This is a genomic window from Kamptonema sp. UHCC 0994, from assembly GCF_029167235.1.
Classification (GTDB): domain Bacteria; phylum Cyanobacteriota; class Cyanobacteriia; order Cyanobacteriales; family Microcoleaceae; genus Kamptonema.
This window is the reverse complement of sequence record NZ_JARFTR010000293.1, coordinates 1-16,710: the sequence shown is the minus strand read 5'-3', so window position 1 is coordinate 16,710 and position 16,710 is coordinate 1. Positions and strand designations below refer to the sequence as shown.

The following is a 16,710-nucleotide window of genomic DNA, read 5'->3' as shown; positions in this document are numbered from 1 at the left end:
GGATGGTATTTCAGTTGTCATTGTTGATAATGAAGGAAGAAGGAAGAAGGAAGAAGGAAAAGACATAACTATGTCATTGCTTGGCAAGCGCAGCGCGTCAAGAAACCGTGCCTGTTGGCGGCGTTACAAATAATTAGGTAGTTAAAACGAAATAAAAATTATTCAGTCCAGTCTAAATGGGTTGCATTTACTTTAGCTCCAGACACAACTGCTCCTCGAAATGAAGCTAATTTTCCTGGCTCAACATTCACTGGTTGGGCGTAGATAAATCCATTATCAATTATGTTGCCTAACTCATCCAAAACTTCATAATTTACTTTGACATATTTCACCGTTTTACAGGTCTGATTGATAATTTGCCCGATTAAAAAATTTCCATCATAAGTGGAATTGGCGATTGAAACTTTAGCATTATCAGAGTTAGTATTACAAGCTTGAGGAGTGCTAGGCTCAGTTTCTTGACCGCACATATTCACCAAGTTTAGCCTCCTGCCATCAGCGGTTTGCATATAGCAAAGTGGTACATCTATCTCTGAATTTTCTACAGTAGGAGGATCTGCAAGCAGAGGATTACTGAAGACAATACTAGACGCAAGAGATATCAATAAACTGGTTAAAACTTTAGTAAAGTGCAAAAGTTTCATGGGTCTGAATGGGTAATGTGTAATAGGTAATGGGTAATTGGGAATTGGGAATTGGGAATTGTTAGAGGAATTACACAGTTTCCAGGTTAAATCAAGGTTAAGACAAAAATTTTGGGTTTGCTTCGCTTGGCTCGCAATGACAGAAATACATTTAAGACTGCATAAGTTCTAAATTAGCAATTAGCCATTAGCCATTACCACTATCTTATGCTTTGTTTAGACTTACTAGAATTGCGATTTCTTGGTACTCTGCGACTAGGACGAGGAGAATTGAGATTAGTTGCTCTACGCTGTGATAAGCTTTGAGCAGAAGAGCTTAAACCCAAATCTTCTAAGATTTCTACAGCAGCTCTTTCTCCTGTTTCACAGCCTCCTTCCATATAACCCTGATTTTCTAAAGAAGTGTGTTCTCCCGCAAAATATAGATTGCCTGCACGCTCTCCTTCTACGCCATACATTCGAGTCCATTGTCCGACTAAATAGCAGGCATAAGAACCTTGGACAAAACGTTCTCCTGGCCAGAAAGCTCTGACAGCATTACCAATACGAGCGTCTTTAACTCCGGGAAAAACTTTGTCAAATTGTGACACAAATCTTTGCGCTTGGTCTTCTGGCGTTCCGCTACCAAGAGCTAAACCTTGTCTACCGCCGAGTAATTCAGTTACTAAACCATTACCAGTGGGAGCAAAAGGTGTTGGTTCCCAAGTAGTTTGAAATCCTAAATCTGAGTAAACAGCGGCAGTTGAACGATAAAATTCACGCCAAACTCGGCTTTTGTAAGCTGTAATTAATTTGCTATTAGTACCGTAGCCCAAATTATTAATAGCAAACAGTTTTTCGCGGGACAAATTGACATTAAGCTGAACTTGCCGCAGTGTGGTAAATGGCAGTGCAAATAAAATCCGCTCGTAGGTGCGGTCAAAAGCACTTTGTCCTGAGCGTAAACTGACTCGGTAACGACCATCAGAGAGAGTATTTACAGCTTCTAAAATTGTGGCAGTTTCAATCGAATCGGCTACTAAATTTGTTAGTCCTTGGATAATTTTTTCGTTACCACCTTCGATTTGATACCGCTCGTCGTTGTTTCCAGTGACACTAAAGTTGTTGGTTTCAGTGCCGATTAAAAATAGCATATTGAGACAAGATTGTTCTTCAGCGTCGCGGCCATATTCAGCTATGTAAGCAATGCGAAGCAATTGCCGAATGATGGTGCTAGTTTCAGCATTGTCTAAATATTCAGCCAGGGAAGTATTGTCTAAGCTTTCTGCTGTTTCATTAGCTGATTTGTAGCTAAGAGTGTCTCCAATTGCTGTTAAATCTGCTGCAATTTTCTGGGCTAAGGGAGCAAAATCTGTGGTTAATTGTGCGAGGGTGACTCTGCGACCTTGGAAGTAGAAAGTATTATCAACAAACCTTTCTTGAACTTGTTTAAGGTCGATCGCCATTAAACCGAGTTCTGTTGCTAAAGATATTAAACTGGTGTGGCTGGTGCTGATGAATTCTCCACCTAGTTCGGCTGAGATGATTGTCCCTCCTACTTTGGGCAAGGTACGAATGCGGCCGCCTGGGCGGTTTGTAGCCTCTACAATGTCGGTGCGAATTCCTGCTTGACGAAGGCGGTAAGCGGCTGTTAACCCTGCAATTCCGCCGCCGACGATTAAAATGGGGGATCTTCCCGTTTCTTGGGCAACTGCGCGGTTTCCGTCTCGCGTGAAGGTGGTGGCTGCGATCGCCCCGGCTGCGGCTAAGCCACTGTGTAGCAGACGACGACGAGAGACGCGATTTTCCAACGTGCGATCGATCGCTTTATCTAAGAGCTCATCCGCCGGAATTCCTGTTTTAATTGAGGTCTGGGCAATGCTGTAGGCACGGCGCAGCGTTGCCATCAAGTCAGATTTAGCCATACTCCAGGGACACTCACAAGTATTTTTTGCAGAATTATGATGATAGATTTAATTTCGTAAATCCAAGTACAATTTACAAGAGTGAATAGTACAATACTATGGCACGGTTTGCACCCTAAGTTAGTGAGAGAATTTTTTAGGAATGTTAGACCTTAGAAGCTTATTCGACAACGCCTTTTATCTAGAAAACAACCCTGATGTCGGTTTGGCGATCGCCAACGGCAAAGTTTCTAGTGGGTTTGACCACTTTAACAGATTTGGCAAATTTGAAGATCGAGATCCCAATATTCTATTCGATACTAGCTATTATCTAGAAACAAACACTGATGTAGCAGCCGCAGTCGAGGAAGGAAAAATTACAGCCGCCGATCATTTTATCAGATTTGGTCAATTTGAACGCCGCAACCCTAACCCTTTATTCGATACGGCTTTTTATGGGTCGAATAATCTAGATGTGACCGCAGCGGTACAACGAAATCAACTCACTCTCGCAGAACATTACCTCAAGTTAGGTCAATTTGAAAACCGCCAGCCGAGTCTTCTTTTTGACCCTGATTATTATCTGCAAAAATACCCGCTTGTAGCAGCAGCCGTAAATAACGGTGTAGTCAGAAGTGCCTTTGAGCATTATCTCCGTTTTGGCTTAGAAGAAACTCTTGTTAGCGTTCCCCCCACTCAAAGCGAAGATTTAACCTCGGCTCGTAGTCTTGGTGTACTGGATGGAATTCAAGGTGTGAGCGACTTTGTAGGTGATACTGAACCTGTGGATATTTACAGTTTTCTCCTCAATTCTCCTAGCAATTTCAGTTTAACTCTGGACGGTTTGAGTGCAGATGCAGATGTAGAATTACTTCAAGATATCAACCGGGATGGGATAGTTGGAATCAATGGTCTGGTTGGTTCCTCCACTAATTTTGGTACAGCTTCTGAACAAATTATCAGTCCTAGACCTTTACCTGCTGGTCTTTATTTTGTCCGTGTTTCTCAATTTCAAGGCGATACTAATTATAACTTAACATTATCATCAGCATTGAGCTAGGGGGGTGATGGGCTCTCTTCTGGTGTAGGAGAATAAGGGAGAGATTGAATAGGTGAATCTGGCAAATTAGAACGAGATTTGATCAAGGTAGTGGACACTAAAGCATAACCTAAGACAGCGGGTAAAACCATAGCGCCGAGTAGTGCGATCGCCCCTAGCATCGCCAGCCAATTTGACCCTGAGCCATAGTGCGATCTATAGGGGTCAAAGCGTGGTAAATCCGACCTTTCCATGTCACGCATCGCGATCGGGCGCTTAAACCGCACTCGGCGATCGTCCAGCTTTTCTAATAAAATCCAGCCTACTTGCGCCTCTTCTTCACATAGCCGATGGAAAATAGCAGGATTACGAAATAGGTCGCTCGATGCCCGCACAATCTTAAACTCCCAACCAATTAATTGAGAATCCTTAAAACCGGAGTTGGGATTGTTGTTTGATTGTACCCGATCGGTCGTAGGAATATTATCATCCTTAGATTCGTAGTGCGTCAAAATTTCTTCCTCCTCACTTTGTTGGGCTTCAACAAACTGATAGCGGCGCAGCCAACCGCCAACGATTACAGCCTCAATGCCGAGACTACCAACCATTAGACTCCAAATCACAATTGTAAACATACTAAAAAAATTGGTAATTGGTAATTGGTAATTGGTAATTGGTAATTGGTAATTGGTAATGGGAGTTGTTAGGTGCTTACCTCACTTACTACATAAGCACAATCAGAGGGCTAAAGCCCAACTACGTACCAATTAGCAATTAGCCATTAGCCATTAGCAATTTAATCTTTAATTTTCAAATAGCCTTCAACCAAACAGTCTGCACCGACAGAGTACCAACTAACTCGCTCCAAAGCGATCGCCTCTGTCATCCTAGCAAAACCTAAATCGCCAACGGGGGAGGGAGAACCTTGACCGCCGACAATTTTAGGAGCAATAAAAGCTAAAATTTTCTGTACAGATCCGTCTGCGATCGCACTTGCGGCCAAAATCCCGCCACATTCCCAAAGTACCGACAGAAAAGAGCGATCGTAAAGATAAGCCATCGCGCTAGCGGGCGTTAACGGCGACAAATCCACCACTTCCACCCCCTTTGACTCTAAAAATTCCCGAAACTGAAGATTCGTCCCCTCCTGAGTCAGCACCAAAGTAGAAGCATCCCCCGTTTCCCACAGGCGAGACGACTTAGGCAAATCCAGAGTGCGACTCATCACCACCCGCAGAGGATTGTGTCTACCTTCTTGGTGGCTAGTCAATTGAGGATTATCCAGCCGCACCGTATTACCCCCAACAATCACAGCATCGCAAGCCATCCGTAAACCATGTACTTGCGATCGCGCCTCCTCCCCCGTCACCCAAGCACTATGACCCGAACTGGTCGCAATTTTACCGTCCAGAGTCATCGCATATTTCAAAATTCCAAAAGGTCGGCGGTATAGAATCCGATGGATAAAAGCCTCATTCAGCCTCCGACAAGCTTCCTCTTCCACGCCTACCACAACCTCAATCCCAGCTTCTCGCAATCTAGCAATCCCACCCCCAGATACCAAAGGATTTGGATCGACCATTCCCACCACTACTTTTGCCACACCAGCCGCAATTAAAGCTTCCGAACACGGAGGAGTACGGCCATAGTGATTGCAAGGTTCCAGATTAACGTAAACAGTCGCTCCTAGAGCTTTTTCTCCCGCTTCCCTCAGCGCAAAAACTTCCGCGTGGGGCATTCCTGCACCTGGATGAAAACCTTCGCCGACAACTACGCCATCTCGAACGATCGCAGAACCAACTAAAGGATTAGGAGCAGTTTTACCTAAAGCACAGCCGGCAAGTTCGATACACCGCCGCATCATTGCGGCATCAAAATCTTGACTAGGCTGTTGGGTTTTGCCTTCCTGTTGTCCGTTAGCTGAGCGAATTTCCGGTTGAGCGTGCGCGGGGAAAGTTTCCATTGATTTTGCTGTGGAGTCTCACCCTGAGTGTACTAAGAAATTTGACTTCAACCTTGGCAGGCGCTAATTTTCGCATTTCTAAGGCGATCGGCAACAATCGCCGCCGTCAAGCCCTCAAACAGATCCTCCTCCAGAGATGGGTTTCGCGAAGCGCTCTACCCATCCTACTAACTAACTGTTCTCTTCCTTGCTTCTTCCTTCTTCCTTCTTGCTTCTTCCTTCTTCCTTCTTGCTTCTTCCTTCTTGCTTCTTCCTTCTTCCTTCTTCCTTCTTCCTTCTTCCTAACACCGATAGCACACCGCATCTGATACCAAAAACACACCACCATACTTTTGCAGGATCGGCTGCAACTCTAAAAACACTGAATCTTCCTGTCCGCCTAAACAAGTTGTCAAGATATACACGCTACTTAATTGAGCATCGAGATCGTCGCTGGATTCCCCAAACTCCCCCCTACCTATCACTTGGCGAATGATGTTGTACTTGATAATCCCAAGCTTTTCGAGCCGTTTCACCACAGGTTTGAGTTCGATAGCAGGAACAACTATTTCGATGCGTTTAATCGTATCCATTGAGTTCAATTCCAAAATCGGTTAATAATCTGTAAATACACCGGAATCCCAATAATAATGTTAAAAGGAAAGGTCAATGCTAGTGCCATTGATATATATAAGCTTGGATTTGCTTCAGGCACACTCATCCGCATTGCAGCAGGCACCGCTATATAAGATGCACTTGCACATAGTACCGCAAAAAGTAAAGCGTTGCCCACAGACAGACCTAAAAGCTTTGCTATTCCAATCCCAATCAGAGAATTTAACAAAGGCATTGCCACAGAAAAGCCAATTACAAACGATCCAGCTTGCTTTAAGTCATTAATACGACGGGCTGCAATCAATCCCATATCTAAGAGGAAAAAACACAGTATCCCGTAGAACAAGTCGTCAGCAAAAAGCTTAATTTTTAGCCAACCACTGTCGCCAGTCAGTAATCCGATAATTAGGCTGCTTACTAACAAAAATACTGAGCCATTTAGACAGGCTTCTCGCAATACCTCAATCCAAGATATTTGCTCGACGGTTTCAGTTTCGCTCTCTTGCTTATCGGCAAACAGCCGCACTAAAAAGATGCCGATTACAATAGCTGGAGATTCCATCAGAGCAAGAGCTGCAACCATGTGTCCGCCAAAACTCAGATTTAATTTCGTTAGTAACGCGCTGGCAGTAATAAAAGTGACAGCACTGATAGATCCGTAGGTGGCAGCAATCGCTGCTGCATTATAAACATCTAGCTTGATTCTTAAGATAAAAAATGAGTAAATTGGTACTACACAAGCCATTAACATTGCGGCTAAAAGGGTAAATCCAATTTCCCAACTTACGCCACTTTCGATAATTTCGTGACCACCTTTGAAGCCAATTGCAAACAGGAGATAGAGAGAAAATAGCTTCGGCAATGGCTGGGGAATTTCTAAATCTGACTTGAGCCAAACGGCTGCAAATCCGACAAAAAAGAACAACACTGGAGGGTTGAGAATATTGGAAAGAATCAGGCTAAATTCCATAGATGCTTTATTGAAAAATTAAATCCGATGGTACTGACACTGTTTCCTAGAGATTTAACTACCTCCGCGAAGTGTGGCTGATTTTAGCACGTTCTGTATCTAGTTCTGACTTTTTTCATAAAACTAAACAAATAAAAATGAATATCAAGCGAAGTCAACCACAAGGGAAAGACCTCGAAACCTGGCGATCGCATCCACAGCGAATATTTGCGCTAGCCTTAAAGATATAGGTTAATTGGGGAATTTATTGTGGATACTATATTTACTCGATGGCTTAGATCCTCGAAATCTTTGGTCAGGATTCAAAGTCAAGCCGCCAATGCAAGTTTGACCATATTTTTGTTAGCCTCGTTGACGGCTTGCGCCAATAGTCCTAATAGTAAGGCACTTGAGGAGTCTTTGGCCGCCGACCCCCAACTTCAGGAAAGTCCAGTCAGCTTCTCAACACCGACACCAACACCAGTTACGACTAACCAATCTAATACCACAACTGCTAAGTTGCCCCCTGATTTTCCCAATGAGATTCCAGTTTATACTAATGCTCAGTTGATTGAAGTTACTAAACCAGTTAATTCTACTGAAGAAAACGTCCAGCTTCGCTGGATGAGTACCGACCCCAGCAATTATATTCAGAATTTTTATCAGACAGAATTTCAACGTCAAAAATGGGAAGTCAAATTGCCTATTGCTGAAGATGGACAAGGAACACTTACAGCAACTAAGGATAATTTACGGGTCAATATATCGTTTTTACCTAATGAGAAATCGGGAGTATCTACAGAATTTTTGATGGAGTATAGCAAAGATTCTGGGGCAATTGCAGCCACACCAGAACCGACAAATTCTCCCGCAATTACTTCTCCTTTGCCTTCGCCAAGTTCCTCATCTTCTCCTGATATAGATAAGGTTATATCAACACCAAAAGCATCGCCTGAACCGCAGAAAGTGGTACAAAATCAAAGCGAAGTACCTCAAGAGTTACGTCAGTATGTGACGGAAGTAGCCGAGTTAGGGGTATTGAAATTACAAGGGCAATATCAGAAATCAGATATTACGAATACGTTACCTGAACCAAACAAAATTATTACTCGCCGCGAGTATGCACGCTGGCTGGTAACGGCTAATAATAAGATTTATGCTAATCGTCAACCGAAACAAATTCGGTTGGCTGTAACATCAACGTCAGCGGCTTTTTCAGATGTCCCGACAACCGATCCTGATTTTCCAGCTATTCAAGGTTTGGCAGAAGCGGGTTTAATTCCCAGTTCCCTTTCTGGGGATATTAAAGATGTAAAATTTCGACCAAACGATCCTTTAACTCGTTCGGCCATGATACTATGGAAAGTACCTCTGGATACTCGTCAAGCTTTGCCTTCAGCTAATATTGATGCGGTGAAAGAAAGATGGGGTTTTCAAGATGCGTCGAAGATTAATTCTGGGGTTTCAAGAGCCGTTTTAGCTGATTTCAATAATGGAGATTTGGCGAATATTCGCCGAGTTTTTAGCTTTACAACTCTGTTTCAGCCTAATAAATCTGTTACTCGCGCCGAGGCGGCGGCGAGTCTTTGGTATTTTGGATCTCAGGGAGATGGAGTATCAGCAAAGGATGCGCTACAAGTGAAGCCGGATTAATATTTTGGCTAATGGCTAATGGCTAATGGCTAATGGCTAATGGCTAATGGCTAATTGCTAATTGCTAATGGCTAATTGCTAATGGCTAATTGCTAATTACCCATCTCCCCCATCTCCCCTGCTACCCCTCTCCTCTGCGGTAAAAAAATGCAAGAATACGATCGCTTATTTGCTACGATTAAAGAGTTAGTGATGCAACACTCCCCTAGTGGTGTTGAGTCGGAAGTTGATAGCTGGTTGATCGATAAGTTTGCGAAAATGGGAGTGAAGGCTTGGCTTGATAGTGCGGGTAATGCGATCGCACTGATTCCGGGTCGCGATTCTCAACATTCTATCGCAATTACTGCCCACAAAGATGAAATAGGCGCGATCGTTAAAACTGTTGCCTCAAATGGCAGAGTCCATGTCCGTAAACTTGGTGGTTCTTACCCTTGGATTTATGGTGAAGGTGTTGTCGATTTATTGGGAGATCGTCGAACAATTAGCGGTATTCTTAGTTTTGGTTCTCGTCATGTTTCTCACGAATCTCCCCAAAAATCTCAGCAGGAAGATGTGGCATTAAAGTGGGAAAATGCTTGGATTGAAACTAAATGTACTGCTCAAGAATTGGCGGTGGCTGGTATTCGTCCAGGTACGCGCATGGTAGTAGGAAAACACCGCAAACACCCGATGCGGTTAAAAAATTATATAGCTAGTTATACGCTGGATAATAAGGCTTCTGTGGCAATTTTACTGGATTTAGCTGCATCTTTGCAGGAACCACCAGTTAATGTTTATTTGGTGGCATCGGCGAAGGAGGAAGTAGGCGCGATCGGGGCACTATACTTTACTCAACGGCAGGAGTTAGACGCGCTGATTGCTTTGGAAATTTGCCCTCTTGCACCAGAATATCCGATTGAGGATGGCGAAAAGCCTGTTTTGTTGTCTCAGGATGGCTACGGGATTTATGATGAAGGCTTGAATGGGGAATTGCGCCAAGCAGCCAAGTGCGCGGGTGTGGTGGTGCAATTGGCTGCGATCGCAGGGTTTGGTAGCGATGCCTCGATCGCCATGAAGTTTGGCCATGTAGCTAGAGCCGCTTGTTTGGCCTTCCCGACTCAAAATACTCACGGGTTTGAGATTGCTCATTTAGGCGCGATCGCCAACTGTACTCGCATCCTCAAAGCCTACTGCCAACAGCCTTGGAACCAATAAAAAAATATTTTGGAAAAGTAGTTGACAAACTCGGAAAGATGCGTTAAGTTAATAAAGGTGTGAAACACACGCCCCCATCGTCTAGAGGCCTAGGACACATCCCTTTCACGGATGCGACGGGGATTCGAATTCCCCTGGGGGTATCAAAAAAATAAGTGCTGAGTTATGAGCTAAATCCATAACTCAGCACTTATTTTTTGTCCGCTCTGATTGATTATAGCTAGGGACTAGGGACTAGGGGCTAGGGACTAGGGACTAGGGACTAGGGAAGAAGGGAAGAGAGAGAAAGAATTTTCCCCTCCCATAAAAAATAGTTTCCTTTCCCCTCCTCTAAAAGGGAGAAGTGAGGAGAGAATTGGGGAGAGGTCAAAGTAGCTCAGAAATGCCCAAGGAAAGATAATCAAGCTTTTTTCTGAGCTTGAAGCTTGGTTTTCCAAGTAGCGATCGCCTTCTGAGCATTAGCATAAGCCGATGTCCCCGATGGTACCAACTTAGCAGCCTCCACCGCATCGCTAAGTCTGCCTTGGCTTCCGCGTAACTGAGCAATATTCAAAATCGTATCGCTCCACTGCCCAACCGACTTCTGAGCTTCCTCATACTTCGGCTGACCGGGTTTAATTTGACTAGCTTGCTCGATCGCCTTACTGTAAGAAGAAGCTACACCTCGCTTAATCTGTTTCTGAGCAGATTTCAACAGAGCATCATTAGTCTGTTGCTGCTTAGCCAGTCCTTGCCAAAGAGCGATCGCCTGCTGCGCTTGATTCCGAATCGGCGGATTCACATCCGGTACAAGTTTAGCCGCACTAATCGCCCCCTGGAAATTTTGCCCTCCAGCACGCCCGTTAGCAATATCCAAAATCGTCAAACTCCAGCGTTCAATGTCCTCTTGAGCTTGTGGGTACAAGGGATCGTTAGCGGGAACTTTGCGGACTTTAGCGATCGCATCACTAAAGCTAGAAGCAGACCCATCCTTCAACAACACCCGTGCCCTGTCCAGCCGCGCCTGAGCAGAAGGCTCTGGTACCGCCCCCGGATTAGAACTAACCGGTGAGGGAACCACCATTGGAACGCTCGGAGCAGCACCATTTTGGGCTGTCTGAGTTAATTGCTTTGTACCATCGCCTCGGCCGAGAAATACTGACCTGTTAGTAAGGAAAACACCGATCAGCAGCGCCAGCGCCGTAACTCCGCTATATAAAATTAGCTGTTGCAAAAACGATTTGTCAGACATGGCAGTTTCTGAATTTTCGGGTGTCACCGAGTTTGTGCCTTCACTTCCCCCCTGAGCAGAATTGGGCGGTGGGGGCGGCGGAGCCGATTGCAAGTCTTCACCTGTTTCCCGGCTTTGGGGCCCTGGAGAGTTAATTTGAGCAGTAACCATTTGCGGCTGGTATTGCGACTCTGCGATCGCCCCAACACTCATACTTCCATTGCGACCAACTGCTGCCGCCACTAGCTGAGGACTATCAGGCAAAATCACCTGATGAGCTTTCCCCGGAGGATTCACCACCATTAACGGCTCCTGTTTAGGTCGTAAATGGTGGTCGCACAACTGAGGCAGGCGATCGCTCAAAAACCGATCTAAATTCTTAATAGTCGTACACTGTCCAGAGCGCAACCCTTCCAACAGCGCCGCCGCAAAAAATCCTTGCCGCAAAGCAGAAGTTTCACGGGAAACTTGGTTCGGGCGACAAGAAAGAACCGTCGGGATTTCCATCAAGCGGGCCAACTCCGCCGTTTGAGTCCCAATCGATTCCCCCGCCTTCACACTCTGACTGCGATTCATATCCAGCAGCACCAGCACTGTTTCCGTCGGAGCCCGCTTGAGACTCTCAAACAAAGACTTTACCGAAATTCCCGTACCCGGAACGTCAGCCGGATTGCCATCTATAGGCATTAAATAGTCTTGGCCTTCATAGCTGACACCATAGCCGCTAAAAAAACACCAAACCAAATCTCCATGCTGCAAGTGTTCCGAACACAAGCTATCTATGAGTTTGAGTATATTTTCCCGGCTGGGATACGTTGAGTTGCCCCACATCGTCGGCGACGAGTCAGTTAATGACAGGCTGACCTCCGGCGAAAAACCAGCTTCGCCAACCAAATAACCATGCAGCGCCTCTGCATCCTCTTGGGCATAACTCAATGGCTGGAGGAACTGATATTGATTAATGCCAATTGCAATACAAGCGTTATGTTTCATCCCCTATGCGCCTTAATATAGTGGGTAGCCTGCAAAAAAGATAGCACATAGCTCGCTTGTGGTTGATACTCCCGCGACCCTGCATTTATCTAGCCGCCAGCTTAGGGATAAATTTGATTAAGACTTGCCTAAAAAGGTTAAATTATATATGGGTGCGCGATGATGATTTTTTGCTGATTCCTACTTAGTAAGTAGGTCGGCCCAAGTAAATCATTGTTCGTTCGTAGTTGCGCTTTAGCGCTAGAGCGCAACTACGAACGAGATCGAGAAATTTTACGTTTCGTTACATAAGCTTGGTTTTTTTATTGCCGAACTACTGAAGCAAGCTCGAAAGACTCATAATTAAAGATACACAGCAGTGCAAGAGGAAAAGGGGTGTCTTGGGTTACTTGCCGGAAGTATCTTCATATTGCCGGGAAAAAAGTGTCTCAGCCGAGACTTACGCAGCAATAACGAAATTCTAACCGCAGCGAAACAAGTAAAGCTTTTTTCTTGCCCCAAATTTTCCCGATCTTAGCACCAGTGTCATCTGGGTCTTGCCAAAATAGCTGTGCCATTCTCATCCGATGTTGAACAAGTTACATCAAACAGGAGTATTGTGTAAATGATCGCTGCCGATAAAAGAGAAGTCACTAACGCCCAACCTACTCTTAAGCAGTTATATCCTAAAAGCCACAACCATTACAGGTTTAAGGATTTTTTTGCTTTTGACCCCAAGGGCGGTACGATCGCTGACTGGAACGAATCTCGTAATATTTTTACCAGCGAAGACTTCATCATTGGCTTGGTAGAAGGACTTGAAGAAGAAGTCGGCCCCGCTTCATCGGTGATCATGTACACCATTGGCTGTCAGTGGGGTACTCTAGATTCAGAATATTTTCAGAAATGGTTTGGAGAGGAGTTTGGACACAACGTCCGCCAGTCAAATTTAATGTTTTTGCTAGAAACTTGGTGGTGGCCCTTTACAGCTCAAGGTTGGGGCCGATGGGAAGTAGATATGAGCGATCGCAAACACGGGTGCATCTTCATCAACCTGTTTGACTCCGCAGTTGCTCGTACCTTGGGCGATGTTGGCAAACCAGTCTGTCACATCTATGCTGGTTTATTTGCTGGTTTCTTCGGTGCTTTAGTTAAAAAACCACTCAGTTGCATCGAACTCCAATGCTACTCGATGGGAGAAACTTACTGCAAGTTTCTCTTAGGCAATCCAGATAAAATAGACGCTGCTGCTTTCTGGGTTAACGAAGGTGCAACAGCGCGAGATATTCAAAGACGGCTGCAAAATGGGGAAAGATTGCGATGAAAAGTGATAATTCCTGGCTGCAAAAATCAGTCCAAGATTTTTTTGGTAACTGCAACTGGCTAGGGAGAACCCTAGAAACCCAAAATGGCTCTGCTACTGTTCAAAAGTTGAGTTTAACCTCGTCAGTAGGTGACTTTTTTCGGGCAATTTCTTGGGAAGGCACTCCCGAAGTTGGCGCAATGCCTACCCCTTTGCCTATAGCAGTAATGCCTACTTCTGAATCGGGAGAAGTTACCCTCGATGATTTGCTCGATTTGTTTTAGCTAATAGCTAATGGCTAATAGCTAATGGCTAATAACTAATCGTTTGTAAACAACTAGCAATTAGCAATTAGCAGCAATTAGCAATTACCAATTAGCTATTAGCTATTACCAATTACCAATTACCAATTTCTTAAAATCATGCACCCTGAGATTGAGGCGCTGCTGGATCACGCTGAAACCCGCTTTCTAAAAAACGAAGAACTCGCAACTTTTAAACGTTATGCGGCAACCCTAGCCCAGCGATTGAAAGTTTACGAATTTTTGCGCGATAAGGAAGTAGCAATCTTCCAACCTATCGCCAATCAGCTACAAGAAATTTTTCCCCAAGAAAAACAGGAAAACTTAGAAAGATCCATTACACATTGGGTTTTAGCCTTACGTCACTGCGCTATGGCGATGCTGCTGAATGACTCAGTATTCCTTCAGGAACGACTGCTAGGTTGGCTCTCTGGTATAGTGCAAGCTCACCAAAGCCAAGAGATAGAGGCGACTATTTGGAAGCTATTACAGGCTCGTTTGAAGGAACTGCTTTCTGAACAAGCGATCGCCATATTGCAACCATTCTTAGACCAAGCATCAACTATTTTGGTAACGGCTAATAGCAACAACTAACCACTAACCACTAACAATGATTAATATTGCCGAATTACTCACACAGCCTCGCCTCCCCGGAAATTACTTTGCAACCGATGCCTATGTTCGGGGTGACTTGGAACTTGGTTTGCTAGAAAATCGTCGTGGGGATCGTCTCCTAGCACTCCCAGAAACATTCATTCAAGCGATATACACTGGCTTGGAACAAGAAACTGGTCAAGCCGCCCGTCTAGTTCTATTCAACTGCGGCCGTTGGTGGGGCAAAAACTTCTACGCTCGTTTTTGTGAAGAGGTTAGCGAATATTACGGTAAACCTCTTTCTGAGATGGAAATGGTGGAATTTGTTCAGTGTCTCCAACAGTGCTGGAAAACTCACGGCTGGGGGACGTTTGACCTCGACCCCAGCTATACCGAACAGGGATTTTTGATCGTAAAAATTACTAAATCCATGTTTGCTCAAAAAGCTCCTAAGTGGAAATGTCCAGTATGTTTTCTCGAAGCTGGAATTTTGAGTGCATTTTTTACTCAATTAACAGGTCGAGACCTTTACTGCGTACAAACTACCTGCGAGTCTATGGGTGCTGAGTCCAACCATTTTATTTTAGGCTTAAGCGATCGCCTTCAACCAGCAGAAGCTATGGTTGAACAGGGTCAAGACCACGAAGCAATCCTCAAACGCCTCTGTGAAAAACGCTCTTAGCGATCGCCCATTAATCTCTCTCGATTACCACTAACTTGCCTTGTAGGGGCAATCCCCCTGTGGTTGCCCCCCTCTCTCCGATCGCCCCCACTCAAATAAAGTTTAGACCTCATTTCCAGCAAGCCGTCTCATAATTAAGAGTATTTATCAATATCCTGATGAATCAAGATCAATTTTGTATAAATAAAGTTTAAGGCTAGTGGGCATTACTCACTATAAAGATTTGAATAAACTTATATATTAATACGGTTAAGCTTTAGAAAGATGACAGGATCGTGCTAAACATTATAAAATATATATTAAAATCATAAATAAGCAGGTTGCATCCAATAGAGCTTTAACCTTTACTACCACGCGAAAAGCTTGGATAAACTACTTTTTAATGTGTTTTCAGCAAAAAAGATACAAAAAACCTACCCCGTCTGTCAAACCTACTGCTCTACGGGTAGACTCGAAGTCCCCTGCGGAGGTCTAAATGGATGCAACTGAACTCCTAAAGCGATATGCAGAAGGTGAAAGAGATTTCAAGCGGGCTAACCTGCGGGGACTCCTCCTGAGCATGGCCGATTCCAACGGTGGCGATACCCCGACACTCGTTTTAGCAAACATCAACGAACAACAGAATAGGCCTTACCTAATTGGGGCTAATCTGAGCGAAGCTGACCTCAGTAAAGCTCATCTTAGCCGTGCCAATCTCAGTAAAGCTGACCTGAGCGGGGCAAATCTCTGCGGCGCTAACCTGGTAGGAGCAAGTCTGAGCGGAGCGAATTTGACGGGAGCTAACCTGACGGGAGCTAACCTGATGGGAGCGCACTTGAATTGGGCGAATTTAAGTGGAGCCAACCTGAGCAAAGCTAATTTGAAGAGTGCAGATATGAGTGCAGCTAACTTTAGCGAAGCTGTTCTCAATGATGCCAATCTTGGTAAAGCTTATTTAATTAAGTCTAATCTTTCTAAAGCCCAGCTCAACGATGCAGACTTGACTCAGGCGAACCTTAAAGATGCAGATTTAACTGATGCCAACCTCAGCGGGGCGGAGTTAGCTAGGGCGAATTTAGCTGGAGCGAACTTGACTCGTGCTGACTTAACGAAAGCGAATCTGTTGAAAGCTAACCTTAGACGTGCTGACCTTACTGAATCCTACCTAAATTGGGCAAGTTTGGGGGAAGCAGACTTGAGTGAAGCTATTTTAACTAGAGCGAATTTAAGCAAGGCTGATTTGAGCAAAACTTACCTCAGAAAGATAGTTTTACACGGGTGTCATTTGAGTGGAATTAACCTCAGCGGAGCCGATCTCGGTGGTTTAGATTTGAGTAAGAAGTTGTTAACTGGGATTAATTTAGCGGGCGCATATTTGAGTGAAGCTAATCTCAGCGGTGCTTATTTAATAGAAGCAAATCTTAGCGAAGCTAACCTCTGTGGAGCTAATTTGAGCGATGCTTGTCTGATGAAAGCTAACTTTATCGGCGCTCGTATGGGTAATATCAACCTGAGTAATGCTAACCTGACTGGGGCAAAATTGTGCAAAGCGGATTTGATGGGAGCTAATTTGCGAGGAGCGATTCTAACGGAGGCAGATATGAGGGGCGCTAACTTAATTGGAGCAATTTTGCCTAATGGTAAGACTTATAACTGAAATTGGTAATTGGTAATATTATGTCAGGTTAAATACTTCGAGAACTTACTCATTACTTACGTAACGCCGCCCTCTGGGCGGTAAAGATACCG

The 16,710-nt window shown here is 44.5% G+C and carries 16 protein-coding genes and 1 tRNA gene; 9 read left to right on the top strand and 8 right to left on the bottom strand.

Features of this window, described 5'->3' with window-relative positions:
* Nucleotides 1–158: 158 nt before the first annotated feature.
* Nucleotides 159–644, bottom strand: coding sequence for an FxLYD domain-containing protein (locus PY364_RS26465; RefSeq protein WP_275570699.1), 486 nt, complete (start codon nucleotides 642–644; stop codon nucleotides 159–161).
* A 200-nt stretch (nucleotides 645–844) separates the two neighbouring features.
* Nucleotides 845–2,548, bottom strand: coding sequence for an NAD(P)/FAD-dependent oxidoreductase (locus PY364_RS26460; RefSeq protein ID WP_275570698.1), 1,704 nt, complete (start codon nucleotides 2,546–2,548; stop codon nucleotides 845–847).
* Between the two features lie 142 nt (nucleotides 2,549–2,690).
* Here PY364_RS26460 and PY364_RS26455 point away from each other — a divergent pair, with 142 nt between their 5' ends.
* Nucleotides 2,691–3,587 carry a PPC domain-containing protein gene (locus PY364_RS26455; protein WP_275570697.1) on the top strand — a complete coding sequence of 299 codons (897 nt, stop codon included), beginning with the start codon at nucleotides 2,691–2,693 and terminating at the stop codon, nucleotides 3,585–3,587.
* On the opposite strand, the gene PY364_RS26450 is transcribed toward PY364_RS26455, so the two are convergent.
* The 5 genes from PY364_RS26450 to PY364_RS26430 form a co-directional block, all read right to left on the bottom strand.
* Nucleotides 3,584–4,201 carry a hypothetical protein gene (locus PY364_RS26450; protein WP_275570696.1) on the bottom strand — a complete coding sequence of 206 codons (618 nt, stop codon included), beginning with the start codon at nucleotides 4,199–4,201 and terminating at the stop codon, nucleotides 3,584–3,586. The two genes, PY364_RS26455 and PY364_RS26450, sit on opposite strands and share 4 nt — an antisense overlap.
* A gap of 161 nt (nucleotides 4,202–4,362) precedes the next feature.
* On the bottom strand, nucleotides 4,363–5,529 hold the full coding sequence (ribD, locus tag PY364_RS26445) for a bifunctional diaminohydroxyphosphoribosylaminopyrimidine deaminase/5-amino-6-(5-phosphoribosylamino)uracil reductase RibD (protein ID WP_275570695.1): 1,167 nt from the start codon (nucleotides 5,527–5,529) through the stop codon (nucleotides 4,363–4,365).
* Between the two features lie 106 nt (nucleotides 5,530–5,635).
* On the bottom strand, nucleotides 5,636–5,833 hold the full coding sequence (locus PY364_RS26440; protein WP_275570694.1) for a hypothetical protein: 198 nt from the start codon (nucleotides 5,831–5,833) through the stop codon (nucleotides 5,636–5,638).
* The gene (locus PY364_RS26435; RefSeq protein ID WP_275570693.1) at nucleotides 5,811–6,101 is read right to left on the bottom strand and encodes a transcriptional regulator; all 291 of its coding nucleotides are present in this window, start codon (nucleotides 6,099–6,101) and stop codon (nucleotides 5,811–5,813) included. Before PY364_RS26435 ends, PY364_RS26440 begins: the two co-directional genes overlap by 23 nt.
* A 5-nt stretch (nucleotides 6,102–6,106) precedes the next feature.
* Nucleotides 6,107–7,093: a sodium-dependent bicarbonate transport family permease gene (locus PY364_RS26430; RefSeq protein ID WP_275570692.1), complete on the bottom strand. Its 987-nt coding sequence runs from the start codon at nucleotides 7,091–7,093 to the stop codon at nucleotides 6,107–6,109.
* A gap of 249 nt (nucleotides 7,094–7,342) precedes the next feature.
* Here PY364_RS26430 and PY364_RS26425 point away from each other — a divergent pair, with 249 nt between their 5' ends.
* From PY364_RS26425 to PY364_RS26415, 3 genes are all read left to right on the top strand, one after another.
* Complete coding sequence (locus PY364_RS26425) at nucleotides 7,343–8,725, top strand: S-layer homology domain-containing protein (protein ID WP_275570691.1); 1,383 nt, start codon at nucleotides 7,343–7,345, stop codon at nucleotides 8,723–8,725.
* Between the two features lie 147 nt (nucleotides 8,726–8,872).
* On the top strand, nucleotides 8,873–9,919 hold the full coding sequence (locus PY364_RS26420) for a M42 family peptidase (RefSeq protein ID WP_275570690.1): 1,047 nt from the start codon (nucleotides 8,873–8,875) through the stop codon (nucleotides 9,917–9,919).
* Nucleotides 9,920–9,989: 70 nt separating this feature from the next.
* A tRNA-Glu gene (locus tag PY364_RS26415) sits at nucleotides 9,990–10,062 on the top strand.
* A 257-nt stretch (nucleotides 10,063–10,319) separates the two neighbouring features.
* Here PY364_RS26415 and PY364_RS26410 read toward each other — a convergent pair.
* Nucleotides 10,320–12,122 carry a caspase family protein gene (locus tag PY364_RS26410; protein ID WP_275570689.1) on the bottom strand — a complete coding sequence of 601 codons (1,803 nt, stop codon included), beginning with the start codon at nucleotides 12,120–12,122 and terminating at the stop codon, nucleotides 10,320–10,322.
* A gap of 604 nt (nucleotides 12,123–12,726) precedes the next feature.
* On the opposite strand from PY364_RS26410, the gene PY364_RS26405 reads away from it, so the two are divergent.
* The 5 genes from PY364_RS26405 to PY364_RS26385 all read left to right on the top strand — a co-directional run bounded on the left by PY364_RS26405 (nucleotide 12,727) and on the right by PY364_RS26385 (nucleotide 16,618).
* On the top strand, nucleotides 12,727–13,425 hold the full coding sequence (locus PY364_RS26405) for a V4R domain-containing protein (protein WP_275570688.1): 699 nt from the start codon (nucleotides 12,727–12,729) through the stop codon (nucleotides 13,423–13,425).
* A complete protein-coding gene (locus tag PY364_RS26400; protein WP_275570687.1) occupies nucleotides 13,422–13,688 on the top strand; it encodes a hypothetical protein in 267 nt (88 codons plus the stop codon). Before PY364_RS26405 ends, PY364_RS26400 begins: the two co-directional genes overlap by 4 nt.
* A gap of 138 nt (nucleotides 13,689–13,826) precedes the next feature.
* Nucleotides 13,827–14,300: a phycobilisome protein gene (locus tag PY364_RS26395; protein ID WP_275570686.1), complete on the top strand. Its 474-nt coding sequence runs from the start codon at nucleotides 13,827–13,829 to the stop codon at nucleotides 14,298–14,300.
* A gap of 16 nt (nucleotides 14,301–14,316) precedes the next feature.
* The gene (locus tag PY364_RS26390) at nucleotides 14,317–14,982 is read left to right on the top strand and encodes a V4R domain-containing protein (RefSeq protein ID WP_275570685.1); all 666 of its coding nucleotides are present in this window, start codon (nucleotides 14,317–14,319) and stop codon (nucleotides 14,980–14,982) included.
* Between the two features lie 475 nt (nucleotides 14,983–15,457).
* Nucleotides 15,458–16,618 (top strand): pentapeptide repeat-containing protein, encoded by a 1,161-nt coding sequence (locus PY364_RS26385; RefSeq protein WP_275570684.1) that lies wholly within the window; start codon nucleotides 15,458–15,460, stop codon nucleotides 16,616–16,618.
* Nucleotides 16,619–16,710 lie beyond the last annotated feature (92 nt).

Coding starts and splice junctions, on each gene's coding strand:
- PY364_RS26465 (WP_275570699.1), bottom strand. CDS start 644: ATGAAACTTTTGCACTTTACTAAAGTTTTAACCAGTTTATTGATATCT.
- PY364_RS26460 (WP_275570698.1), bottom strand. CDS start 2,548: ATGGCTAAATCTGACTTGATGGCAACGCTGCGCCGTGCCTACAGCATT.
- PY364_RS26455 (WP_275570697.1), top strand. CDS start 2,691: ATGTTAGACCTTAGAAGCTTATTCGACAACGCCTTTTATCTAGAAAAC.
- PY364_RS26450 (WP_275570696.1), bottom strand. CDS start 4,201: ATGTTTACAATTGTGATTTGGAGTCTAATGGTTGGTAGTCTCGGCATT.
- ribD (WP_275570695.1), bottom strand. CDS start 5,529: ATGGAAACTTTCCCCGCGCACGCTCAACCGGAAATTCGCTCAGCTAAC.
- PY364_RS26440 (WP_275570694.1), bottom strand. CDS start 5,833: ATGCGGTGTGCTATCGGTGTTAGGAAGAAGGAAGAAGGAAGAAGGAAG.
- PY364_RS26435 (WP_275570693.1), bottom strand. CDS start 6,101: ATGGATACGATTAAACGCATCGAAATAGTTGTTCCTGCTATCGAACTC.
- PY364_RS26430 (WP_275570692.1), bottom strand. CDS start 7,093: ATGGAATTTAGCCTGATTCTTTCCAATATTCTCAACCCTCCAGTGTTG.
- PY364_RS26420 (WP_275570690.1), top strand. CDS start 8,873: ATGCAAGAATACGATCGCTTATTTGCTACGATTAAAGAGTTAGTGATG.
- PY364_RS26410 (WP_275570689.1), bottom strand. CDS start 12,122: ATGAAACATAACGCTTGTATTGCAATTGGCATTAATCAATATCAGTTC.
- PY364_RS26405 (WP_275570688.1), top strand. CDS start 12,727: ATGATCGCTGCCGATAAAAGAGAAGTCACTAACGCCCAACCTACTCTT.
- PY364_RS26400 (WP_275570687.1), top strand. CDS start 13,422: ATGAAAAGTGATAATTCCTGGCTGCAAAAATCAGTCCAAGATTTTTTT.
- PY364_RS26395 (WP_275570686.1), top strand. CDS start 13,827: ATGCACCCTGAGATTGAGGCGCTGCTGGATCACGCTGAAACCCGCTTT.
- PY364_RS26390 (WP_275570685.1), top strand. CDS start 14,317: ATGATTAATATTGCCGAATTACTCACACAGCCTCGCCTCCCCGGAAAT.
- PY364_RS26385 (WP_275570684.1), top strand. CDS start 15,458: ATGGATGCAACTGAACTCCTAAAGCGATATGCAGAAGGTGAAAGAGAT.